The 25,343-nt window shown below is 33.4% G+C and carries 20 protein-coding genes; all 20 read left to right on the plus strand.

Translation table 11 applies throughout. The features are described from left to right. The first annotated feature begins 1,234 nt into the window (after positions 1 to 1,234). The 20 genes from AN960_RS08350 (at position 1,235) to AN960_RS08445 (ending at position 25,201) form a co-directional block, all read left to right on the plus strand. Positions 1,235 to 1,855: a YigZ family protein gene (locus AN960_RS08350; protein ID WP_056469508.1), complete on the plus strand. Its 621-nt coding sequence runs from the start codon at positions 1,235 to 1,237 to the stop codon at positions 1,853 to 1,855. 85 nt (positions 1,856 to 1,940) lie between these two features. Next, positions 1,941 to 2,984 (plus strand): LCP family protein, encoded by a 1,044-nt coding sequence (locus tag AN960_RS08355; RefSeq protein ID WP_056469511.1) that lies wholly within the window; start codon positions 1,941 to 1,943, stop codon positions 2,982 to 2,984. Between the two features lie 291 nt (positions 2,985 to 3,275). Then, the gene (locus AN960_RS08360) at positions 3,276 to 4,469 is read left to right on the plus strand and encodes a sensor histidine kinase (RefSeq protein ID WP_056469513.1); all 1,194 of its coding nucleotides are present in this window, start codon (positions 3,276 to 3,278) and stop codon (positions 4,467 to 4,469) included. Between the two features lie 149 nt (positions 4,470 to 4,618). Next, on the plus strand, positions 4,619 to 5,296 hold the full coding sequence (locus AN960_RS08365; RefSeq protein ID WP_056469515.1) for a response regulator: 678 nt from the start codon (positions 4,619 to 4,621) through the stop codon (positions 5,294 to 5,296). A gap of 299 nt (positions 5,297 to 5,595) precedes the next feature. Continuing rightward, on the plus strand, positions 5,596 to 6,438 hold the full coding sequence (locus AN960_RS08370) for a DegV family protein (protein ID WP_056469518.1): 843 nt from the start codon (positions 5,596 to 5,598) through the stop codon (positions 6,436 to 6,438). A gap of 214 nt (positions 6,439 to 6,652) precedes the next feature. After that, on the plus strand, positions 6,653 to 7,996 hold the full coding sequence (locus tag AN960_RS08375; protein ID WP_082459436.1) for an ATP-dependent helicase ComFA: 1,344 nt from the start codon (positions 6,653 to 6,655) through the stop codon (positions 7,994 to 7,996). 146 nt (positions 7,997 to 8,142) lie between these two features. Next, a complete protein-coding gene (locus AN960_RS08380; RefSeq protein ID WP_156339644.1) occupies positions 8,143 to 8,673 on the plus strand; it encodes a ComF family protein in 531 nt (176 codons plus the stop codon). 146 nt (positions 8,674 to 8,819) lie between these two features. Continuing rightward, positions 8,820 to 9,077, plus strand: coding sequence for a flagellar biosynthesis anti-sigma factor FlgM (locus AN960_RS08385; RefSeq protein WP_056469527.1), 258 nt, complete (start codon positions 8,820 to 8,822; stop codon positions 9,075 to 9,077). 407 nt (positions 9,078 to 9,484) lie between these two features. Continuing rightward, positions 9,485 to 11,305, plus strand: coding sequence for a potassium transporter KimA (kimA, locus tag AN960_RS08390; RefSeq protein ID WP_056469530.1), 1,821 nt, complete (start codon positions 9,485 to 9,487; stop codon positions 11,303 to 11,305). 259 nt (positions 11,306 to 11,564) lie between these two features. Next, positions 11,565 to 11,762: a cold-shock protein CspD gene (gene cspD / locus AN960_RS08395; protein WP_056469532.1), complete on the plus strand. Its 198-nt coding sequence runs from the start codon at positions 11,565 to 11,567 to the stop codon at positions 11,760 to 11,762. 248 nt (positions 11,763 to 12,010) lie between these two features. Then, positions 12,011 to 12,556 (plus strand): ribosome hibernation-promoting factor, HPF/YfiA family, encoded by a 546-nt coding sequence (gene hpf, locus AN960_RS08400; protein ID WP_056469534.1) that lies wholly within the window; start codon positions 12,011 to 12,013, stop codon positions 12,554 to 12,556. A 215-nt stretch (positions 12,557 to 12,771) separates the two neighbouring features. Beyond that, positions 12,772 to 15,285 (plus strand): preprotein translocase subunit SecA, encoded by a 2,514-nt coding sequence (secA, locus tag AN960_RS08405; protein ID WP_056469537.1) that lies wholly within the window; start codon positions 12,772 to 12,774, stop codon positions 15,283 to 15,285. A gap of 139 nt (positions 15,286 to 15,424) precedes the next feature. Further along, a protein-coding gene (prfB, locus tag AN960_RS08410) for a peptide chain release factor 2 (RefSeq protein ID WP_286131654.1) occupies positions 15,425 to 16,523 on the plus strand; the annotation gives its coding sequence in 2 pieces (ribosomal slippage) (positions 15,425 to 15,487 and positions 15,489 to 16,523; 1,098 coding nt in all). Positions 16,524 to 16,990: 467 nt separating this feature from the next. After that, on the plus strand, positions 16,991 to 17,860 hold the full coding sequence (locus AN960_RS08415) for a YitT family protein (protein ID WP_056469962.1): 870 nt from the start codon (positions 16,991 to 16,993) through the stop codon (positions 17,858 to 17,860). A gap of 61 nt (positions 17,861 to 17,921) precedes the next feature. Further along, positions 17,922 to 18,260 (plus strand): cytochrome c551, encoded by a 339-nt coding sequence (cccB, locus tag AN960_RS08420; RefSeq protein ID WP_056469543.1) that lies wholly within the window; start codon positions 17,922 to 17,924, stop codon positions 18,258 to 18,260. Between the two features lie 339 nt (positions 18,261 to 18,599). Continuing rightward, positions 18,600 to 19,286, plus strand: a complete 687-nt coding sequence (gene ftsE, locus AN960_RS08425; protein WP_056469546.1) for a cell division ATP-binding protein FtsE — start codon at positions 18,600 to 18,602, stop codon at positions 19,284 to 19,286. Beyond that, the gene (gene ftsX / locus AN960_RS08430; protein ID WP_056469549.1) at positions 19,276 to 20,169 is read left to right on the plus strand and encodes a permease-like cell division protein FtsX; all 894 of its coding nucleotides are present in this window, start codon (positions 19,276 to 19,278) and stop codon (positions 20,167 to 20,169) included. Before ftsE ends, ftsX begins: the two co-directional genes overlap by 11 nt. Before the next feature lie 126 nt (positions 20,170 to 20,295). Further along, positions 20,296 to 21,666, plus strand: a complete 1,371-nt coding sequence (locus tag AN960_RS08435; protein ID WP_056469552.1) for a murein hydrolase activator EnvC family protein — start codon at positions 20,296 to 20,298, stop codon at positions 21,664 to 21,666. Positions 21,667 to 22,125: 459 nt separating this feature from the next. Next, positions 22,126 to 23,589 carry a catalase gene (locus AN960_RS08440; RefSeq protein ID WP_056469556.1) on the plus strand — a complete coding sequence of 488 codons (1,464 nt, stop codon included), beginning with the start codon at positions 22,126 to 22,128 and terminating at the stop codon, positions 23,587 to 23,589. 178 nt (positions 23,590 to 23,767) lie between these two features. Further along, positions 23,768 to 25,201, plus strand: a complete 1,434-nt coding sequence (locus tag AN960_RS08445) for a S41 family peptidase (protein ID WP_056469559.1) — start codon at positions 23,768 to 23,770, stop codon at positions 25,199 to 25,201. Positions 25,202 to 25,343 lie beyond the last annotated feature (142 nt).

A 25,343-nucleotide genomic window follows, 5' to 3' on the forward strand; every position in this document is an offset into this window, starting at 1 on the left:
AAAAAAATCAAATTAATTTTATGTTACAGGCTTATTACTCCACATAAAAAGTTCACAAGGGTACCTTACACTTGTAGTGTGTGCAAGAATGATTTATTAATCGGCATTACATTAATTAGTAATAGATCAAGTTTTTGTCCAGGTCGACTTTTTAGTTATTATTATTTTAGCATAAAGTAAGTGGAAAAATACGTCGCTTTGAATAGCACTTTTCCAAAGAAATCAAAACCCCATATAGATATCTCCATACTTAAATGCACTATCATACGTTATTGTAAGAAAATAACTAAATAAAAGCATCTGATATAAGAACAAAAGAGGATTTTACTACCTTTTAATTACCTTTGTTTTGTAATTGGGTATGTAATAACAATATTTTGATGATTCTCCTTATAATTTATTATGAATAAATTTAGGTTTTTTATCCTTACTTTAAATCATAAGTAATCCTATTTTTATTTTCTTCCAAAAATCAACTCCCTCTTTTGTAATTGCCCAAAATTTTTAAACTTATGTCAAACATTCGTTTAGCACTTTTCATCGCTGTTCTATTTGGCTTTGAATTAAGTTAACGCAATTTATAATTTATAAAGTCTCATAAAGGACTATATATAATTTTCAGAGTGGAGTGTCCCTTTTAATTTTATGATGGTAAATAAAATGCTCTTATTAACCGCAGTTTTAATCACCGCATTATTAAACTTATTACCGCAGAAGAAATATGATTCTAATATTTTTTGAACGTTTAGATAATCTTCTTCCTCGAAAAAAGCGTAAGCCGAATAAACTTTTGTATAAAACTTTAAATAGTAAATGAAAAAACAAATATTAGTGGGGACATGACTAGATATGATTAAAGATGAAATGGATATCACTTAGTTTTCAATATGGTTAAATTTAATTTAAATTGAGTAGAAATCTCTTGATGTGGAAGCAGTAGATGATATAAATTTTTTTATGCATAGCGGATAGACAGTTTGAAATTCGTATGAATAAGAAAACTATACTTCTGTATGAAATGATTAGATCAAATCGGCTGATCATATTGTAGTTGCTTAAAGTTTCCTACTAGATAATTAAGCATTATTACTAATGTTACTGTATAAAATCTTGTCAGTAAATACTTACTTTTGAAGAATGTTAGTGTTTTTTAAGGAATGGAATGAATAATTGTAGTAATATATTGAAGTGAGTCGAAATTTTTGTTTAATTTAGTCGAAAGGTTAGGTGTTAAATGCTAGCGAATTATTTCACGGTTTGTGGCTTTGGTAGTCATGAGATTGAGATTGAAAAATCGAAATTTATTTGTTACATAAATGAAGCGAAAACTGAAGTTGATGCGCAACGATTCATTTCAGAAATTAAAAAAAAGCATTTTGATGCATCCCATAATTGCTCAGCTTATTTAATCGGTGAAAACGATGAAATTCAAAAAGCCAATGATGATGGTGAACCGAGTGGTACGGCTGGGGTTCCAATGTTAGAAGTTTTGAAAAAGAGAGGATTAAAAGATACTGTTGTTGTTGTAACAAGGTATTTTGGCGGTAAAAAGCTTGGAGCAGGAGGATTAATTCGTGCATATGGACAGGCAGTCAGTGAAGGGTTAAACGCTGTTGGAATTGTTGAGCGCTCATTAGTAAAAGTAATGAACATAAAGATTAATTATAAATTGTTAGGTAAAGTAGAGTTCGCTTTACGTAACTCACATTATCATTTAGAAAATGTTAACCACATGGAAGATGTAAGCTTTGAACTTTGGATTAAGATTGATGAAGTAGATATCTTCAAAAACTGGATGATTGAGTTAACAAATGGTAGTTGCCATATAAATGAAAGTATTGTTAAATACATGTAGTAGTTTAGCTATTATAAATAGTGAATTTTTGACTAATTTCAAATAGAACAATCATACTAACTTTAAAGGAGGTCTCTTCGAACGTATGAATCAGAATCATTCTCGAAAAATGGCCAAGAAAAGAAGAAAGAAAAAGAGAGGCTTAATTGGTAGGCTATTATTACTTGTCATTGTAGTAGCCTTAGTGTTTGTAGGATATAAAGGCGTTAGAACATATCTAGAATTAAATAAAGCAACAAAAGGAGAAGACATTTCTTCAAACTTAAGAAATGAAAAAGTTGCAATATCGAAAGATCCAATATCGATTCTCTTCTTAGGGATTGAGAACTATTCAACTGGTGGAAAGGGTGGACGAACTGACTCGATGATTCTTGCTACCTTTAATCCAAAAGAAGAGACAATTAAAACAATGAGTATTCCTCGTGATACATATGTAAGTATCCCTGGACATGCAGATAAAACTAAAATAAACCATGCATATTCATATGGCGGTTTACAATTAACAGTTGATACTGTTGAGCAATTCTTAAATGTACCAATTGATTATTACGTTACTGTCGACTTTAATGGATTTAAAAACATAGTTGACGCTGTTGGTGGAATAGATGTTGATGTACCTTTTGACTTCTGGGAAAATACAGATACTACACCAAGGAAAAAGGTTTACTTTACAAAAGGTATGATGCATTTAGATGGACAACAGGCATTAGCGTATTCACGTATGCGTAAACGTGATCCTCGTGGTGATTTTGGGCGTGAAGAAAGACAACAGCAAGTAATTAAAGCGATCTTAAATGAAATAAAATCACCTGAAACAATCATGAAAATGGATCAATATGCGAAAGTGTTCAGCAAAAATATTAGTACGAACATGAAAATGAGCGGTGGTATTTCACTTGCGAAGCATTTACCTAATATCTCTGAAAATGACTTAGAAACAATAAAACTAAAAGGTCACGACGATACGATTCACGGTATTTACTATTATGTTCCTGAAGAGGAGAGTGTAAGCGAAATTACTAGCAAATTCCGTGTTCACTTAGGTTTAGAAAAACCACCTGCAAAAAATACAACTAATACAATTAATTCAGATAGTAGTTCTGAAAATGAAAATAGTACCAATCAATAAATAGGCAAAAAGCTGATTCTTTTACGGGAATCAGCTTTTTTATTGGGTCAATCGTAATATATTTGTAACACTTGTTAACATTGTGTTAAGGATGTTATAGAAGGGTATGTATTTTTTAAAAAATATAATAAAATACCAATATGTATTGGAAAAATAAGGGTTGAATCGGAAAATATAAAAATTTTTGCTTATTTCAAATTTTTGTACAATTATAATCCTAATTACATTATAATATTAAATATACATAAATTTATTAGTCATTTAGTAATAGACTAATGGGGGAAAAGGTGAATGACAGCTAGGAAAATGGACAATCAGACACTAGACGAAATCATGGATAATATGCTCTCATCTGTTATAGATAGTAAGTCCCATGTGTTTGGAATTGTTGAAGATACTCGCTCTGAATACGAGACATTAAGAGTAGAGCTTGAAGAAGTAAAATTACAAGTAGTAGAGAAGATTGAAAATACGGTTAGATTAGACTTATTAGCACGAGCGGCACGCCAAAAATTAACTGAAGTAGATGGGGATTATACTAGATATACTGAATTTCAAGTAAAGGCAGTATATGAAACAGCCCAAAATATCCAGGAACAGCATTTTCTTTCATTAAAAGAAGAAAAAGTTCTAAACCATCGTAGAAAAGAATTAGAATATAAACTTCAGATTTTGTTAGAGAAACTACAAAAAGCCGAATTGTTAGTTGCCCGTATTTCAATTGTTTTAAACTACCTTAATACAGACTTTAAGCAAGTTAGTCATTTACTTGAAGATGTAAAACAAAAACAAGAATTTGGATTTCAATTGATACAAGCTCAGGAAGAAGAGCGCATAAAGTTATCACGTGAAATACATGATGGGCCTGCCCAAACGTTGGCTAGTATATTAATGCAATCAGATTTTTTAATTAAAACATATCGCCAAAGACCAGAAGAGGATGCAAGAAAGGAATTAGGTGATATAAAGGAACAAGTCCGTTGTGCGCTAGGGGAAGTAAGAAGAATTATATACGATCTACGCCCAGTGGCATTAGATAATTTAGGATTAGTTCCAGCCCTTAATAAATATTTAAAATCGCTTGAGTCGTATAAGCATATTGAAATTAAATTTGAATATTGCGGTCAAAGCAAAAAAAGACTTAATTCAAAAATAGAAGTTGCGATCTTTAGAATCGTCCAAGAGGCAGTTCAAAACGCATGTAAGCATGCTAATCCATCAACAATTTTTGTTAGATTAGAGTTTTTAAGAAATAAAATTAATGTTTTAGTACAGGATGATGGAGTTGGTTTTCCTGTTGAAGATGGCCAAAGCGAAAACTCTTTTGGATTAATAGGAATGAAAGAACGCGTTGAGTTACTAAATGGTGATTTTAAAATCGAATCAATACTAGAAGTAGGTACGACAATTAGCATTACTTTAGATGTAGAAATAGAGAATGAGTTAGAAATGGTATTTCAAAATGAAACGTCTGAAAATTTTTAAAAGTAAAATTTTATTTCATGTTTTTGGATATTTGCGTCCAAACCACCCGTAAAACATGTTAGAATATACTATAATTTAGAAAAAAATACCAATTTATACAAATTTCGATAGATTAGCAAACTAGAACAAATAAACAGAGGAGTAATGAAATGAAAACTAGAATTGCAATTGTAGATGATCATAAACTGTTTCGTGAAGGAATTAAGAGAATCCTAGATTTTGAAGAGAGTTTTGATGTTGTTGCTGAAGGTTCAGACGGTACAGAGGTCGTAGGTATCATGGATCAACATCAAGTAGATGTATTAATTGTTGATATAAACATGCCGACAATGAACGGAGTAACTGCTACAAAAGCATTACTAGAAAAATATCCTGATGCAAAAGTAATCATTTTGTCAATTCATGATGATGAATCATATGTAACTCATGTCTTAAAGGTGGGTGCAAGAGGCTATTTATTAAAAGAAATGGACTCAGATACACTAATTGAAGCGATTAAAGTCGTTACAAAAGGTGGATGTTATTTACATCCGAAGATTACTCACAATCTAGTAGAAGAATTTAGAAGACTATCACTTAAGGAACAGTTATTTAAATCTCGCGAAGTAGAAGTACGCCGTCCATTACATTTACTTACTAGAAGAGAATGTGAAGTACTTCAAATGTTAGCAGATGGTAAAAGTAACCGTGCTATAGGTGAAGCTCTCTTCATTAGTGAAAAAACTGTCAAAAACCATGTAAGTAATATTCTGCAAAAGTTAGAAGTAAATGATCGTACTCACGCTGTAGTAACGGCAATTCGTAACGCTTGGGTTGAAGTGAAATAGTAAGGTGCAAAAACAGAGTATCGGAAGATCGGTACTCTGTTTTATTTTTTAGACAAAGTGCAATTAATTTGATTTTACACTTTTAGTCTGAAACATGGAATCAATAAAATAATGCCCACTTTTTCTTTTCAATAAAGAGGCTTTTAAGTATAATAAGTCTTTCTAAGTCTAACTGAATTGTCGAATTGGCTCAGAGTAAAGAGAATGAAATACAATGATTTTACTTAATTAGTTGTGTAAAATTAAACCATTAAATACATAGATAAACGTTACTATATATAATAAGAAAGGATATGACAATGAGAACTGCAATTGTTACAGATAGTACATCTTATATCCCAAAGGAAGTAAGAGATTCTTTAGATATACATATGTTGCCCCTTAATGTAATCTTCGGAGATGCGTCCTACCAAGAAGAAGTAGAAATTACAGCCGAACAATTTTTCCTCAAGGTCCGTGAACAAAAGGAGCTTCCAAAAACTTCACAGCCTGCATACGGCACGATAATTGAAAAATTTGAACAGCTATCAAAAGAATATGAGGCTGTTGTTGCAATCACTTTATCAAGTGGAATTAGTGGAACATATCAGAGTATTGTATCAGCTGGTTCAATGATTGATAACTTAGAAGTAGTCGCTTATGATTCAGAAATTAGCTGCATGGTCCAAGGGTTTTATGTCATTGAGGCTGTAAAAATGGCAAAGGAGGGTGCTGGACCAACTGAAATCATTGAGCGTTTAGATGAAATAAAAAAATCTGCAAATGCTTACTTCATGGTTTTTGATTTAGATCACCTACAACGCGGTGGAAGACTTTCTAGTGCACAAGCATTTGTAGGAAGTTTGCTTCAAGTAAAGCCAATTCTAACATTTGTAGACAAAAAAATTGTAGCCTTTGAAAAAATCCGAACTGAAAAAAAGGCAATGAAACGAATTACAGATTTATTTGGCGAAGTTGCATCAAAAGGCGAAAAAATGAAAGCAGTCGTTATTCACTCAAATCGTGAAGAAGATGCAAAAAAATTAGCCCAACAACTTAGTGAAACATATCCGAATGTTGAATTAGAAACTTCATATTTTGGCCCAGTAATTGGAACGCATCTTGGTGAAGGTGCCTTAGGGTTGGGTTGGTATGTTGTTTGAGAAGGAGCTCCTTTGATTAGGGGCTTTTTTTGTTTTGTGCTGTGAAAATTTGTTATCGTAATGATTTTGGTATGCTTAACAAATGTAAAAGACACAAATTATTTATATAGCTGACAAGAAATTTTCACTAGTGTTCATGCTATTAGTGACTGATTGAATGTAATATTGAAAGATGCCCATATTGGGCAATTACTAAAAGAAAGTAGGTTAATAAATGGACAAATTTTACGGTAGAAAACTCCAACTTCTCCCCTCAACAAATCATCAGGATATCCCTCCAACCAGTCTAGTCATTCAAGCGGTTCAAAAAGTTAAAACTCGTTATCAATGCTTCCGTTGTGGTAATCAAAATCAACACTTTTTCTCTACTCACTTTTGTGCAAAATGTTCATCACTGTGTACATATTGTCGAAAATGTATCATTATGGGAAAAATGTCGACATGTATAGAGCTAGTCATTAATGAAGTTGATATGAAATTAGATTCATCAATTACTGGACTCGAATGGGATGGAAAACTTTCACCTCAGCAAAAAGAAGCATCTATTAAAGTAGTTGAAGCTGTGAACGAAAATCAGAATTTGCTACTTTGGGCAGTTTGTGGTGCAGGAAAAACAGAAATGTTGTTTGAAGGGATTGAAGCTGCACTTCAGCAAGGTAAATTCGTTTGTATTACAACTCCTAGAGTTGACGTTGTTTTAGAGCTAGCGACTAGATTCAGACAAGCCTTTCCTACTATTTCACTTTCAGTACTTTATGGAGGTAGTGAAGAGATATGGGATGGAAATAGGATAACAATTTGTACAGTACATCAGTTAATGAAATTTAGGCGTACCTTCCACTTATTAATTATCGATGAAGTTGATGCTTTTCCTTATAATATTGAAACACATTTGCACTGGGTTGCAAATGAATCAAGAACAATTAAAGGTTCTACAGTACAAATGACTGCTACCCCCTCTAGTGAACAACAACTACTTGCACTTAAAGATAAAATCAAAAATGTAATGGTCCCCGCAAGATACCATAGGCAACCCCTACCAGTACCGAGCTTTGAATGGATTGGTAACTGGCGTAAAACGATCCGCAAATCACAAGAACTTCCAACTTCTTTAGAAAAATGGATAAAATTATTTATTCAAAAAAGCTGCCCAATCTTTTTGTTTGTCCCTACAATTAATGAATGTATTTTTATAGAAGAGGCTGTTAAAAAGATAACAATTAAATCAGCATCAGTTAATAGTCAAGATCCTCAAAGACATGAAAAAGTAAGTGCTTTTCGAAATGGTGATACTCAAGTTTTAATCACAACGACAATTTTAGAGAGAGGCGTTACGATTTCGAATAGCCAAATTGCGGTAATAGGCGCTGATGAAGAGATCTTTACTGAAAGTGCACTAGTTCAAATTGCAGGGCGTGCTGGTAGGCATATTAAATATGCAAATGGAGAAGTTATCTTTTTTCACAATGGAATTAGCGAAGAAATGGTCAAAGCTAAAAAGCAGATACTTCTAATGAATCATTTAGGTTTCGAGAAAGGTTGGTTGGATCATAAGTGATTTGTGTATATTGTGGTGTTCGATTTATTGAGAAGTTCTCCTTGCATAAATTGTTTTTTCAAAGCAATGAATCAGTTTGTTCACAATGTCTAGCGAAATTTAAAAGAATTATTGGTCCTGTTTGTGAAATTTGTTGTGGTTATATTATGGAGAATCAAAAGCATTGTAAAAATTGTATAGAGTATATGAGGTTAAAGCCAGATATGCCGTTAATTATTAATAAGTCGATATTTCATTACACAAATGAAATAAAAGAATGGCTCAATAATTTTAAATTTTTTGGTGATGTTCAATTAGCATCTATATTTGCAAGTGATTTGAGGGAATACTATGAAAATTCTTACGAAAATTATAAAATAGTTCCAATACCTCTAAGTGATGCGAGACTAAAGGAAAGAGGTTTTAATCAAGTTGAAGTACTCGCACAATACGCAGGTTTAAACTTAACAAATTGTTTAGAAAGAATTCATACTGAAAAACAAAGTAAGTTAAACCGTTATGAGAGACTAAGCCGAGAACAAGTTTTTTCTTATTGTGGTGAGGAAAATTTCGATAACGAATCGATCGTAATACTTGATGATGTGTATACAACTGGTAAAACGGTACAAGATGCCGCAACAATATTGTTACAAAATGGTGCCACGGAAGTACATTCACTCACTTTGATTCGGGCATAAAACTAGGTAACTTGTCATGTATAAAAGGACTTAATTTTACCACTAGTTTTACCGATATAAATAGTGGTCATTGGGCAGAATAAAACAAAAATATAATTAATAATAAAGTGACGAGGTATAAAACGATTAGCGATGAGGTGAGAAAAGTGAAGGGTAATGCATCTGATGAGGATAAAGTTCATTTACATCAATACAACATAGAAAAAATCGAACTAAATAAACGAGAACAAGAAGGAAAAATAGAAATCTCCCCTCAAGCGAAGGATAATCTAATCGCCAATCAGATAATCGCAAAACGTGATGAACGTATACAGCAATTAAAAAAACAAATTGACGAGGGAACATACAAAGTTCAACCAATGAAAGTGGCTGAAAAAATGCTTAGTTATTTTAATAAGAAATAAAGATAAAACAAAAGACTAAAAAAAGAGATAAATTAAGAAGTTAAGCATTAAACTAGTTGGATCAAGGCCAACAATCGAATCGGGCTGTACTAAAATGGTTAACTATATAAGAAGAAAATAGGGAAGAACTTAGCAGATAGGTTAAGTTCTTTCTGTATGTTGGTAAGGAAATTAAAAAGGATTTTCATACAAAACGAAAGCTTCTATTATTTGAGTTGTAAAGTTTTTAAAGTGGCTTTTCATTTTATTGTATTTTAAATTGATTTGGAGGAAAGTTAATATTAATTATTTTGTCAAAACCTTAATAAATTTATGGAAAGATTTTCTTAATATATCACACAATTTTTTCTAATAATGTGATAAACTCAAATGGTTTAGTTTTTAACTTTTTATGTAGAGGTGCACATATGTTATCGATTTTAAAACGATACTTAATTGGTAAACCACTTAAGTCAACAGAGTTAAGTGAACAAAAGTTATCGAATACGAAGGCCTTGGCGATCCTATCGTCAGATGCGCTTTCTTCAGTAGCATACGGTCCAGAGCAGATTCTGATCGTTTTAACTACGGTTGGAGCGGTAGCGTATTGGTATTCGGTTCCGATTGGTATAGGCGTTCTGATTTTATTATTAGCATTAATTTTATCTTATCGCCAAATTATTTTTAGTTATCCACATGGTGGAGGCGCTTATGTCGTATCTAAACAAAACCTTGGTGTTATTCCAGGTTTAGTTGCCGGTGGATCTTTGCTAGTTGACTATATCTTGACAGTAGCGGTTAGTGTGTCAGCAGGAACGGACGCGATTACGTCCGCCTTTCCAGTTTTGCACGCTCATACAGTCTTTATTGCTGTTATTCTAGTTATATGTATTACAATTTTAAACTTACGTGGACTAACTGAATCTGCTTCGATCTTAGCATATCCAGTTTATTTATTCGTTGTAGCACTTGTTATTATCATTATCGTAGGTTTATATAATGTCTTTACAGGCCATGCGCCACAAACAGCGCATTCAGCTATTGGTACGGTTGTTCCAGGGATTTCGCTCTTTATTCTTTTAAAAGCATTTTCATCTGGTTGCTCAGCCTTAACTGGTGTAGAAGCAATTTCAAATGCAATTCCGAACTTTAAAGTACCTTCAGATAAAAATGCGGCAAAAACACTATTGTTGATGGGTTCGATTTTAGCAGTACTATTTTCGGGAGTTATGTTTTTAGCTTACTGGTATGGAATTGTACCAAATGCAGAAGAAACAGTTATGTCCCAATTAGGTTCCGATATTTTCGGACGAAATATAATCTATTTCTTTATACAAGGGACAACGGCGCTAATCCTTGTATTAGCAGCTAATACAGGATTTTCTGCATTCCCATTACTAGCTTATAACTTAGCAAGTGATAAATTTATGCCAAGAATGTACTTACTTCGAGGAGATCGTCTAGGATATTCAAATGGTATTATTACACTTGGTGTAGCTTCAATTTTATTAATTATTGCTTTCCAAGGTAAAACAGAAGCGTTAATTCCATTATATGCTGTTGGTGTATTTGTACCATTTACACTTTCTCAAACAGGTATGGTAATTAAATGGATTAGAGAAAAACCGGCTGGCTGGTTGCCGAAATTAACTGCCAACTTTGTTGGGGCATTTATCTCAGCAACAGTTTCGATTATTTTCTTAACGACTAAGTTAAATCAAGTTTGGTCAATATTTGTTTTTTTACCTATAATTGTTATTCTTTTCTTAAGAATTCGTAAGCACTATGAAGCAGTAGGTGACCAATTAAGATTAAATAATGATATTCCTGAAAAAATTAGTGGAAATATTATGGTTGTTCCCGTTGCTGGGATCACAAAAGTAGTTGAACGTACAATGCAATATGCTCAAGGTATTGCGGATGAAGTTTATGCTGTTTACATTTCTTTTGATAAAGAAAGTGAAGAGCAAATGAGAGAAAAATGGGAAGCTTGGAATCCTAACGTAAAACTCATTGTTGCTCACTCAGAGTATCGAGAAATTACTAGACCACTTTTAAAAGTAATAGATGAAATGGAAGCTAAAGCTCATGAGCAAGGCTTTGAAATTACAGTTTTAATACCACAGTTTATTACGAGAAAAAATTGGCATAATGTTTTACATAATCAATCAAGCTTGTTACTACGAGCGTATTTACTTCATAAACGAAGCGTTATTGTAACTACTGTACCATATAGATTTAAGGTGTAGGGTCAGAGGTTATGAAGAAGGAAAAACTTTAGTAGGAAAAATGATATAAATTTTCGTTTCATAAAACAGGAAAATAATAATAGGGCAGGTCAGAAGGTAAGCGAATATGATAGGTAAGGGAATAGTTAGAATTTTTCGTTATTTGTCGAATTCGTGAAAAAAAAGGCGATAAGCTACTTTTGACTTGTCCTAGTTTTATGATGTATAGTTGAATTGTGGAGAAGATTCACAAGTTTTCGACTGAAGGGAATGGATTTGAATGCAAGGTAAAGTAAAATGGTTTAATGCAGAAAAAGGTTTTGGATTTATCGAGCGTGAAGATGGAGACGATGTATTCGTACATTTCTCAGCTATCAACGCAGAAGGATACAAATCTTTAGAAGAAGGCCAAGCAGTTAGCTTCGAAATCGTTGAAGGTAACCGTGGACCTCAAGCTGCTAATGTTACTAAAATCTAATTTATCCGTTAATAAGTAAATATTTGCTTATATAGATTCGGAACACAAAGGCTTACTCATTTGAGTAAGCCTTTGTTTGTTTTAAATTATTATAAAAAATAATCTGATCTAAACCAAAAAAGTTCAATAAATGGACACAGAGATTTCTCATATTTGACAAAAATTTCAAGGAGGAAATTGAGATAGAAGTGTAGAATATAAATATGACAGCTTTCATTATTTGGAGCTTGATGAAGGAGGAAACCCATATGATGCTAAACATCCGAGGCGAAAATATTGAAATTACTCCAGCGATTCGTGATTACGTAGATAAAAAATTATCGCGATTTGATCGTTATTTTGACGAAGAGTTAACGGCGAGAGTTAATGCTAAAGTATTCCACGACAAGCAAAGAATTGAAGTAACTATTCCTGGAACGTATATGTTATTACGTGCAGAAGAAGAGCATGCAGATTTGTATGCAGCTGTCGATTTAGTTATTGATAAACTAGATCGTCAAATTAGAAAACATAAAACGAAAGTAAATCGTAAGTTAAGAGAAAAAGGTTCATTAAAATTCATGTTTGCACCATCTACTACTGAATCAGCTGTTGCAGTAGAAGAGCACGAAAATGATATTGAGTTAGTTCGAACAAAGCAATTTGATTTAAAACCTATGGATGCAGAAGAAGCAGTGCTACAAATGAATATGTTAGGTCATAACTTCTTTGTATTCTTAAACGGTGAAACGAATAAAACGAACATCGTTTACGCTAGAAAAGATGGTCGTTACGGTTTAATTGAAGCCAAATAAAATTAATAAAAATAATAATAAAAGGACTGAGCTGAAGAATTAGCTTAGTCCTTTTTTGGTCTTATTTACTTATTTTCAAAAAAATTAATTAATTCTAATAGAACAATCTCGACATAAGGTTGTCACTTATCTTCATTTAATGATAAAATTAGAAATAGTATCTACTAACTTAATGACATTTTAGTTTATGACTTTATAATAGAGGAGCGTTACGAATGCTTGGAATGATAAAAAAGGTTTTTGATCTTAATCAGCGACAATTAAATAAAATGCAAAAACAAGTTGATCAAGTTTTATCTTTACAGGATCAGTATACAAAATTATCTGATGATGAACTTAGAGGTAAAACATTTGAATTTAAAGAGCGTATTCAAAAAGGTGAAACTCTTGATGATATTTTAGTTGAAGCGTTTGCCGTTGTTCGTGAAGGTGCTACTCGTGTGCTTGGTATGACTCCATATCCTGTACAGTTATTAGGTGGAATTTCTTTACATGAAGGTAATATCTCAGAAATGAAAACAGGGGAAGGTAAAACTTTAACTTCTACTTTACCTGTTTACTTAAATGCTTTAAGTAGCGAAGGTGTTCACGTTGTTACGGTCAATGAATACTTAGCTAGTCGTGATGCGCGTGAAATGGGTCAATTGTATGAGTTCTTAGGACTTACTGTTGGTCTAAATCTAAATAGTATGGAACCAGATGAAAAGCGTGAGGCATATGCTTGTGATATTACGTATAGTACAAATAATGAATTAGGATTTGACTATTTACGTGATAACATGGTTGTATACGCTGAACAACGAGTACAACGTCCACTAAACTATGCTATTATCGATGAGGTTGACTCAATTTTAATTGACGAAGCACGTACTCCGTTAATTATTTCTGGACAAGCAAAACAGTCTGCACAATCTTATATTGCAGCGAATGCATTTGTTGGAATGCTTAAACTAGACAAAGATTATACGTACGATGTAAAAACGAAATCTGTTTTATTAACTGAAGATGGTATTTCTCGTGCAGAGAAAGCTTTTGGCGTAGATAACCTATTTGATTTGAAAAATGTTAACTTAAACCATCATATTACTCAGGCATTACGTGCTCATGTTACGATGACTCATGATGTAGATTATGTAGTTCAAGATGGTGAAATTGTGATCGTTGACCAATTTACTGGTCGTTTGATGAAAGGTCGCCGATACAGTGAAGGTCTTCACCAAGCGATTGAAGCGAAAGAAGGATTAAAAATCCAAAACGAAAGTATGACGCTTGCGACAATTACTTTCCAAAACTACTTCCGTATGTATAAAAAGCTTTCTGGTATGACTGGTACAGCAAAAACTGAGGAAGAAGAGTTCCGTAATATTTATAATATGAATGTTCTAGTTATTCCTACGAACCGCCCAATCGCTCGTATGGATAAACCAGATTTAGTATATAAAACAATGGGTGGAAAATTTAATGCTGTAGTTGATGAAATCGTTGAGCGTCACAAAGCTGGACAACCAGTTCTAGTTGGTACAGTAGCGATCGAGACTTCAGAGTTAATATCTCAATTGTTAAAACGTAAAGGTGTTAAACACGAAGTATTAAATGCGAAGAACCATGAACGTGAGGCTGATATTATCGCATTGGCTGGTCACCGTGGCGCAGTTACTATTGCGACAAACATGGCTGGTCGTGGTACAGATATTAAATTAGGTGAAGGTATTCGTGAGCTTGGTGGATTAGCTGTTATTGGTACTGAGCGACATGAAAGCCGTCGTATTGATAATCAGTTACGTGGTCGTTCTGGTCGTCAAGGAGACCCTGGTGTGACAACTTTCTATTTATCAATGGAAGATGAATTAATGCGTCGTTTCGGTTCAGAAAATTTATCAGTTATGATGGACCGTTTAGGTTTAGATGATTCTCAACCGATTGAAAGTAAAATGGTTTCTCGTGCAGTTGAATCCGCACAAAAACGAGTAGAAGGTAATAACTTTGATGCTCGTAAACAATTACTTCAATACGATGATGTATTACGTCAACAACGTGAAGTTATTTATGCTCAACGTTCTGAAGTTATTGATTCAGATGATTTACAACCAATTGTTAAAAATATGATTGAAGGTACTATTAACAGAGTAGTTCAAGCTCATACTCCAAACGAGCAGCTTCAAGAAGAGTGGAATGTAGAAGGAATCATTGATTTCTTAGAAGCAAACTTATTAAATGAAGATGAAATTACAGTTGAACAATTACGTGTAATTGAACCAGATGAAATGGTTGAATTAATTCAAAAAACAGTATTCGAACGTTACGAAGAAAAACAGGTAGCTTTACCAATTGAACAAATGCGTGAGTTTGAAAAAGTTGTATTATTACGTACAGTTGATAACAAATGGATGGCTCATATCGATTCAATGGATCAACTTCGTGAAGGAATCCATTTACGTGCATATGCACAAATTGATCCACTACGTGAATATCAAATGGAAGGCTTCGCAATGTTTGAAGAGATGATTGCTTCTATTGAAGAAGAAGTATCTCGCATTATTATGAAAGCTGAAATTGAAGCTGACGTAGAGCGTGAAGCTGTACAAGGCGATGCAATTCATGTAAGTAATGATGGTGATGGTGAAGTAAAGAAAAAACCAATCGTAAAAGGCGAAGAGACTGGTCGTAATGAAGATTGTCCTTGTGGATCAGGTAAGAAGTATAAAAACTGCCACGGTAAAGGAATCTAATAAAATAGAAACTATATGAAAAGGGGCAAGGGCAAGTAGTTATTAAAAGAGAAGAGTAACTTTCAAAGGTTATTCTCACTTTACTACTTGTCTTTACCTGCTTTTTATTGTTCGTAAAATTTAAACGAGGTGTTATGTAATGGAATTAGTAGAAGTAAAGCAAGAACTAGAAAAGATGGCGAAACGCCTTCAAGCATTTAGGGGGTCTCTTTGACGTCGAAACAAAACAGGCAAGACTAGATGAGCTTGAAGCATTTATGTCAGAGCCAGATTTTTGGGATGATCAAAAAGCTGCACAAGTAGTAATTAGTGAAGTAAATGGTTTAAAAGAGGTTATTAATGAATTCAATGATTTAAATGATGGATATGAGAATCTTGAAGTAACATATGAGTTAGTTAAAGAAGAAAATGACGATGAACTATTTGAAGAACTAATAACTGAAGTAAAATCTTTAACTGGAAAACTAAATGATTTCGAACTTCAATTATTATTAAGCGAGCCATATGATAAAAATAATGCAATTCTTGAGCTTCACCCAGGAGCAGGTGGAACCGAGTCTCAAGATTGGGGTTCAATGTTATTACGTATGTATACTAGATGGGCTGAAAAACGTGGATTTAAAGTCGAAACTTTAGATTATCTACCTGGTGATGAGGCTGGTATTAAGAGTGTAACTTTAGCGATTAAAGGTCATAATGCATATGGCTATTTAAAAGCAGAAAAAGGCGTTCATCGTTTAGTGCGTATATCACCATTCGATTCATCAGGTCGCCGTCATACTTCTTTCGTTTCTTGTGAAATAATGCCTGAGTTTAATGAAGAAATTGAAATCGATATTCGTACAGAGGATTTAAAAATTGATACGTATCGTGCAAGTGGAGCGGGTGGTCAGCATATTAATACAACTGACTCAGCAGTACGTATTACACACGTACCAACTAACACAGTAGTAACATGTCAAACAGAGCGTTCACAAATTAAGAACCGTGAACATGCAATGAAAATGTTAAAAGCAAAACTATATCAACGTAAAATAGAAGAGCAACAAGCTCAATTAGATGAAATTCGTGGAGAACAAAAAGAAATTGGCTGGGGAAGTCAAATTCGTTCATATGTTTTCCACCCATACTCAATGGTTAAAGACCACCGAACAAACACAGAGGTTGGTAATGTACATGCAGTAATGGATGGAGATCTTGATCCATTTATTGATGCTTACTTACGTTCTAAGATTTAATGTTGAAAAATGGGCTGATAAGATTGGGGGAAACTTCTTTCTTACCAGCCCTAATCTTTGAGGACAAAAGAGGTATATTTAATCATTTAGTTAGTCTGTAAATCCATCTTTTAACCTAAACCATCTTCTATCAGACTGCCCGCCAAACGCTTGCAATTAGTCTGAACATCAATTTTTTTGGACTTTGTCTAAACGGACATCTTCTAAATTAGGAAATGTTATTCTTTTGAGCTTTTTTCCTTAGGGGGTTAGTAAGGATTTTACCCTACTAATGTGAGGGAGTTACATGAATCATATTTATTTTTAAGGTGTTTTACAAATGGAAGAAAGTAAATTTTGTTTATATGTAATTAAATCTTATTGTTTTTTTCATAATAAAAAATAGAGAGAGTATCCGATAAAAAGGATATAAAATAGAAAAGTTGTCTGTTAGTGAGAAATATTTGAGGGGGATAAGTTTGAAAAAGATCAGATATTCTACTGCTCTAACTGTAGGGTGGGGAAAAACGTTTTTTGAGTACTTTTTTGTATTAGTTGGTTCTGCAATTATTGCTATCGCGTTTTGTGTGTTTTTATTACCAAATCATATTGCTTCTGGTGGAGTAAGTGGTATTTCGACGATTTTAAAGAGTACGATGGGATTTAATCCTGCATTTGTACAATGGGCATTTAATATACCTTTATTTATTGCAGGGGTATTTTTCTTAGGTAGACAATTTGGGGCTAAAACATTAGTTGGAACTATTTTTATTCCACTTGTTGTTTATTTAGTTGATTTATACAATATTAAACCAGCAACTGATAATCCACTTTTAGCATCAATTTTTGGTGGACTATTTATTGGTTTAGGTCTAGGAATCGTGTTCCGAGGGAAAGCTTCTACTGGTGGAACAGATTTAGCAGCTCAAATTGTTCATAAATATACTGGTTTATCACTTGGGATTTGTGTAGCATTTATTGACGGATTAATTGTTCTTACATCTGCAATTGTTTTTAATCTTGAAAGCGGTATGTATGCACTGATTGCACTTTTTGTTACGAGTAAAACAATCGATTTAGTTCAAATTGGCCTTGCTAGATCAAAAATGGCACTAATCATTACTTCAGAAGTGGAGCCTGTAACAACAGCAATAGTTCACGAATTAGATCGTGGAGTAACAAAGCTAACTGGTGTTGGTGGATATACAAATGAAGACCGTTTAGTATTAATGTGTGTACTTGATCAATCTGAATTTTCTTCTCTTCGTGATATCGTTCGGTCAGTTGATCGAAATGCTTTCATTACAGTCGTAGATGCAACAGAAGTTCTTGGAGAAGGTTTCACAAATTTGACATAAAAAGGTAAAATAAATATTTTTATTAGTAGTAGACTATAGTTATGGGATTTTTAAAGGGGCGATGATTTTTGTGAAAAAGCTACTTCTTGCTTTTATAACTGGTGGTATGCTGTTAACGATTACAGCGTGTGGTTCAAATAATAATACAAGTAAAAAGAATGATTCAGGTGAGCCGGTATCGGTTGCAAGTGGGGAAAAGTTGTTTAAACAAAGCTGTGCTAGCTGCCATGGTGGAGAACTTGAAGGTGTAATTGGACCAAGCTTAAAAAAGGTCGGAGCGAAATACTCTGAAAAAGAAATAGAAAATATCATTCATGATGGTAGAGGTTCAATGCCTAGTGGAGTTGTTCAAGGAAATGACGCGAAAAGTGTAGCGAAATGGCTTGCAACTAAAAAATAAAATGTTTTAAATTCTATAGAAAAAAATTAAAGAAACGGACAATTTTCTGTTAATTAGAAAAGGTCTGTTTCTTTTCATTTTAGTTACATTTTTCCATAATTTGTTAAACAAGCTCGTGAAACGTTCGGAAATAATCCTGTCTATTATTAAAATGTAACATAAATTTATCAATTTTGACATTTTTTAAGTGGTATAATAGAGGAGCTTAGCTGAATTTATCGAAATATGTAAATAGCAGGCGAAATAATAAGATCAAGTAAAGTTAAGTATAATTTCATCCAGAGTGGATCTTATATAGTTTGATAGAAGAAAACGGAACAAAAAATTAAGGAGAATGTCATGATTGAGTTAAAAGATGTTTATAAGACTTATCCTAATGGTGTTCTTGCGGTAGATGGTATTAATGTAAAAATTCGCCAAGGTGAATTTGTGTATGTCGTGGGACCAAGTGGTGCCGGGAAGTCGACATTCATTAAAATGATGTACCGTGAAGAAAAACCATCAAAGGGTGCGATCTTAATTAATGGAATGGATTTAAGCCATATGAAGGATAAAAAAGTTCCTTTATTACGTAGAAATATTGGGGTAGTTTTCCAAGACTATAAATTGTTACCGACTTTATCAGTTTATGAAAATATTGCATTTGCACTTGAAGTTATTGAAGAAAATCCGAAAACAATCAAGAAAAGAGTTATGGAAGTACTTGAACTTGTTAAATTAAAACATAAAGCGCGATTCTTACCAACAGAGCTTTCTGGTGGTGAACAGCAACGTGTTTCGATTGCCCGTTCTATTGTAAATAAACCACAAGTAGTGATCGCCGATGAGCCAACGGGTAACTTAGACCCTGAAACTACATGGGAGATTATGGACATATTTAAAGAAATCAATGATAGTGGAACAACTGTTGTAATGGCAACTCATAATAAAGATATTGTAAATACGATTAAGCGACGTGTAATTGCAATTGAAGCTGGAAAAATTGTACGCGACCAAGCGAGAGGAGTGTACGGTTATGAAAGCTAGAACTGCAAAAAGACATGTTCGTGAGGGACTACGTAGTTTAAAACGAAATGGTTGGATGACGTTTGCATCGATAAGTGCTGTAGCAGTTACTTTAATGCTTGTTGGTGTATTTTTAACTGTAATTATGAATGTTAACCATATTGGTACAACTCTAGAAAAAGATGTAGAAGTACGTGTTTTAGTGGATTTAACAGCAAACAAAGAGCAACAAGCTACTTTAAAAGAAGAAATCAAAAAATTAGATCATGTAACGACTGTTAAGTTTTCGTCGAAAGATCAAGAACTAAACAATCTAATTAAAAGTATGGGAGAAGATGGGAAAGCATTCCAACTGTTTGAACAGCAAAATCCATTAAATGATACGTATATTGTTAAAACAGATTCTCCAGAACAAATCGCACCAGTAGCCAAAAAAATTGAAGGCTTAAAATATATTGATGAAGTAATTTATGGTAAAAAACAAGTTCAAAAATTATTTAATGCCGTTTCGGTAGGGCGTAATATCGGTTTAGTACTGATTTTCGGTCTATTATTTACTGCGATGTTCTTAATCTCTAATACTATCAAAATAACAATCATGGCAAGACGACGTGAAATTGAGATTATGAGATTGGTAGGGGCAACTAATAACTTTATTCGTTGGCCATTCTTATTAGAAGGTTTACTGTTAGGTGTGTTAGGATCCGTTATTCCAATTGTTTTACTATTAACAGGCTATAAAGTCATTTATAATATGCTAATGCCAAAATTAGCAGGAACAATGTTTACATTATTACCATTTTCACCGTTTGTGTACCAGCTATCTGCGATTTTAATAGGTATTGGTGCAGTAATCGGGATGTGGGGTTCTGTTATGTCAATTCGTAAGTTTTTACGTAAATAAGATTAAATTTTTCATTTATAGTTTTAATAGAGTAATACGATTGATAAGCTCTAGTTCCCAATTTAACGTCTGTCTGAGTTGATACAGGTACTAGGGCTTTTCTATATACATAAGGAGGGATCTTAGATGAATAAGAGAAAATCAACGAAAGTAATAACGATTATGTTATGCAGTACTTTCATCATCGGTGCTATCCCATCCGTTTCTTTTGCTGAAAGTAAATACCAAACTGAAATTGACCGCATTAAAAAGAAGCGTAGTGAGGTTAAGGATAAGACGGACGCAACAAACAACAAAATTGCTGATATAAAGCATGACCAGCATGAAGTTGTTGCGGAGCTTGAAAAACTTGATGCTCAAATGAAACTGACTAAACAAAAAGTTAACCAAACTGAAGATGCAGTTAGTGATGGGAAAAAGCAAATTTCAAAACTAAAGGAAGAAATTAAGTTTATTGAAGAACGTATTAAATCTCGTGAAGAATTATTGAAAAACCGTATGCGTTCTCTTCAAAAGTCCGGTGGAATGGTATCCTATATTGATGTCATTTTAGGTGCTAATAGTTTCGGAGATTTAATTCAACGAATGACTGCCGTACAAATTATTATGAAGGCTGACGAGGACATTATTAACAAGCAAAACTTGGACTTAAAAGAAGTTAGTGCTAAAAAAGATGATTTGACTATAAAGCAAGAAAAAATCGAAAGAGATTTAACGAACTTAAAGAGTCTAAATAATCAACTAGCAAGTCAGGTTAGCGAAAAGAACAAATTAATGGCTTCATTAAAAGCTAAAGAAAGCGAAGCTCATGCAGATGTTTTAGATTTAAAGGAACAAGATGAATTACTAGCAAGTCAGCAGGCTGCAATGCAAAAAGCGCTTGAAATCGCTAAGAAACAAGCTGCTGAAAGAGCTGCCGCAGAAGCTAAACGTAAAGCGGAGGCTAAACGTAAAGCAGAAGCTGCTGCAAAAAGTAAAAAATCATCTACTAGTACAAACCATTCAAGTGGATCTGAAAGCTCTAGTAGTTCAACTAATGCTAGTAATTCAGATAGTACTGGTAGTTCTGATAATACACCAACCGTGTCTAGTGGTAACTTTACAAGACCAGCAAACGGTTATATCTCTTCTGGATTTGGACAGCGTTCATTTGAGGGTGGAGAGTTCCATGAAGGTGTTGATATTGCTTCAGCGGGAAGTGTACCAGTTGTAGCGGCAGCTGATGGAGTTGTAATTCGTGCTTATGTCTCATCTTCTTATGGAAATTGTGTATTTATAACGCATAATATTGATGGACAAGTATGGACAACTGTATATGCTCACTTGGATAGTTTTAATGTATCAACTGGACAAACTGTTTCAAAAGGTATGCAAATTGGTTATATGGGAAATTCTGGTCATTCTACGGGACAGCATTTACACTTTGAATTACATAAAGGTGAATGGAATTATGCTAAATCAAATGCAGTAGATCCTATGAAATATATTAATTTTTAATTTACTAAAAACCTATCCTAAATTATTAGGATAGGTTTTTTTCTTTGTTTTTTGTGATTATTGAATACAAATAAAACAGATGAATAGTCGCAAATAAAACTGTGGAATGGCAAATAAAAATGGAGAATCGCAATTAAAATTTCCAAAACGCAAATAAAGCCAACTAAACTATTAAAAAGAACACATATTATCATAAAAAACTAATAAAATGGTTCGATTTGGAATGCTTAATGTTGAGTTATAGATGAATTTTAGTATTTATATGGCTCTTTTACGTTGAATTTATTAAATCAGCACCTTTTTTAATATAAGAACGGCAAGTCATACCTACATAGTGAAGAATTAATTAAATCAATTAATAGTTTATAATAATTATAATTTGATATTGATTTTCATTATAAGTCAGCTTATTATATAATTATTACTAGATTATAATTATTCTAATTAAGGAGAAATGATATGACAAATAACCGATTAACAACAAATCAAGGCGTGCCAATTGGAGATAATCAAAATTCACTTACAGCGGGACGTAGAGGTCCAACTTTATTAGAGGATTATCAATTAATTGAAAAACTAGCTCATTTTGATCGTGAAAGAGTACCTGAGCGTGTTGTGCATGCACGTGGAGCTGGAGCACACGGTGTTTTCATTACTAAAAATAGTATGAAAAAATATACGAAAGCTAAGTTTTTACAAGATGCCGGAACAGAAACACCAGTATTTGCTCGTTTCTCAACAGTTATTCATGGATTACATTCTCCTGAAACATTACGTGATCCTCGAGGATTTGCTGTAAAATTTTATACCGAAGATGGTAACTATGATTTTGTGGGTAACAATCTTCCTATATTCTTTATTCGCGATGCAATGAAATTCCCTGATATGGTTCATTCATTAAAGCCAGATCCTAGGACCAATCTACAAACACCTAACAGATACTGGGATTTTATGTCTCTAACACCCGAGTCAACAAATATGTTATTACATGTATTTTCTGATGAAGGTATTCCAGCGAACTATCGTCAAATGAGAGGTTCAAGTGTTCACGCATATAAATGGATAAATGAATATGGTAATACTGTTTATGTAAAACTTCGTTGGGTACCAAAGCAAGGAATTGAAAATCTTTCAATGGAAGAAGCCAGTGAAGTTCAAGGTAAAGATTTTAACCATGCAAGTCGAGATTTATATGATTCAATTGAAGACGGGGATTTTCCAGAATGGGACTTATATGTTCAAGTATTAAATCCAGCAGATATGGATGATTTCGACTTTGATCCTTTAGACCCAACAAAAGATTGGTTTGAAGATGTGATTCCTCGACAATTTGTTGGAACGATGGTCCTTAATCGAAACCCTGAAAATATATTTGCGGAAACTGAATCAGTTGGATTTAATCCAGGCGTGTTAGTTCCTGGTATATTACCATCTGAGGACAAGTTACTACAAGGAAGATTATTCTCTTATTCAGATACCCAAAGATATCGTATTGGGGCAAATTATTTACAACTTCCAATTAACTGTCCTTTTGCGAAAGTAGCGAATGGTCAACGTGATGGACATATGCCTTTTGGTCAGCAAACACATCAAATTAACTTTGAGCCAAATAGCTACTCGGATACGCCAAAAGAGGATACGGATTATGTTGAAGTAGCTCAGCCATTAAGTGGTGTTTCTGAGCGCAAAAAAATAGAAAAAACAAATGACTTCGGCCAAGCAGGAGAAGTATGGAATAGATATAGTAGAGCGGAGCAGGATGCTGTAATTAAAAATATTAGTGCTGATCTAGCAGATGTAGATGAAAAAATTAAGCTTCGTGCAGTTTGTAACTTCTATCGTGCAGATGCAAAACTAGGTGAGAGACTTGCGAGCAAGATCGGTATTAATCTAACGCCATACTTACAACATCTACCAAAATAAATTAAACTCTTCTAATAAAAATTTATTAAATCGTGTTCTACTTGCAAACATAAGTGATACAGGCTTATCATATAATAGAACAGAAATAGCATCGCACGTCTGTGTGATGCTTTTTCAGGTACATACACTATTTAATAGATTGGTACGTTCTTAAGGAACGAAAAATAGGAGGTTCTGCATGAATCGTAAAACAACGGCTCTACTTGCGACAGCAACATTTGTTGTTGGTTTGGGGGTAGGAAAATTTACATTTGATGATGGTACAAGTACAATCGTTTCTAAATTCTCTGAGAGTAAAGAAGTAAAAGCTTCTGAAGATGAAAATATTGCTAAAATACAAAAAGCTTACGAAATTATTGCAAATCAATATGTGAAAAAAATTGATCCCGATAAATTAACTGAAGGTGCAATCCAAGGGATGGTAACAACTTTAGATGATCCGTTCTCTACTTATATGAATGGAAGGACAGCCAAACAGTTCCATGAATCATTAGGTTCATCTTTCCAAGGAATTGGGGCAGAAGTTTCTAAAGATGGTGACAAACTAATAATTGTATCTCCAATTAAGAACTCTCCTGCGGAAAAGGCTGGCCTGAAACCAAAGGATGAAATTTTATCAGTTGATGGTAAGAGCGTAAAAGGTTTATCTCAATATGATGCGGTGTTAAAAATCCGTGGTAAAAAAGGAACAAATGTTACGATTGAAATACAACGTCCAGGAGTTCCGGACCCAATTAAATTTACAATTAAACGTGATGATATTCCAATGTATACAGTGTTTAGTTCGGTGAAAGACGTAAACAACGAAAAAATCGGTTATATTCATATCACTTCATTTAATGAAAAAACGGCTGACGAGTTTAAGAAAGAATTGAAAAAACTAGAGGATCAAAATATCCAAGGTTTAACAATTGACGTTCGAGGAAATCCTGGCGGGTACCTACAAGCTGTAGAAGGCGTTTTAGGAGAATTAGTTGTAAAAAGTGAGCCATATTTACAAGTTGAAAATAGAAATGGCCAACGTGAGAAGTATTATACTAAATTAAATAAAGCGAAACCATATCCAATTGATGTATTAATTGATAAAGGAAGTGCATCTGCGGCTGAAATTTTAGCAGCGGCATTAAGTGAAGCAGGACATTATGAATTAATTGGTGAAAAATCTTATGGTAAAGGTACTGTACAATCCACATTAGATTTCAAAGATGGTAGTAATATTAAGTTAACGCAATTTAAATGGTTAACTCCAGATGGTACTTGGATTCACAAAAAAGGTATTAAACCAGATGTTGCTGTGAAACAACCTGATTATTTCTACGCAACACCAATTGATAAAAAGAAAACATTTAAATTCGATGACAATGATGAAAATATTAAACAAGCGCAAATCATGTTAAAAGGATTAGGATACGACCCAGGCCGTAAAGATGGATATTTCAGCAAGCAAACAGAGACAGTTGTTAAGAACTTCCAAAAAGCTGTTGGGATTACTGTTAACGGTAAAATTGATCCTCTAACTTCAGAAAAACTTGAATCATCATTAATTGATAAAATTAAAGATGAAAAGAATGATCTACAGTTAGAAAAAGCTTTAGATATGGTAGCTCAATAATAATACACAGAGAGGACAATTTTGAATTGTCCTCTTTGTATAGACAGAGTTCTAAGATTTGGTGGTCAATCTGAGAGAAGGAAATTTATTTCGCCCTCATTTGACATAATTCCCGGGAAATAGATTTGAAATTACAATCCAT

Source organism: Bacillus sp. FJAT-25509, from assembly GCF_001420605.1.
Lineage (GTDB): Bacteria > Bacillota > Bacilli > Bacillales > Bacillaceae_G > Gottfriedia.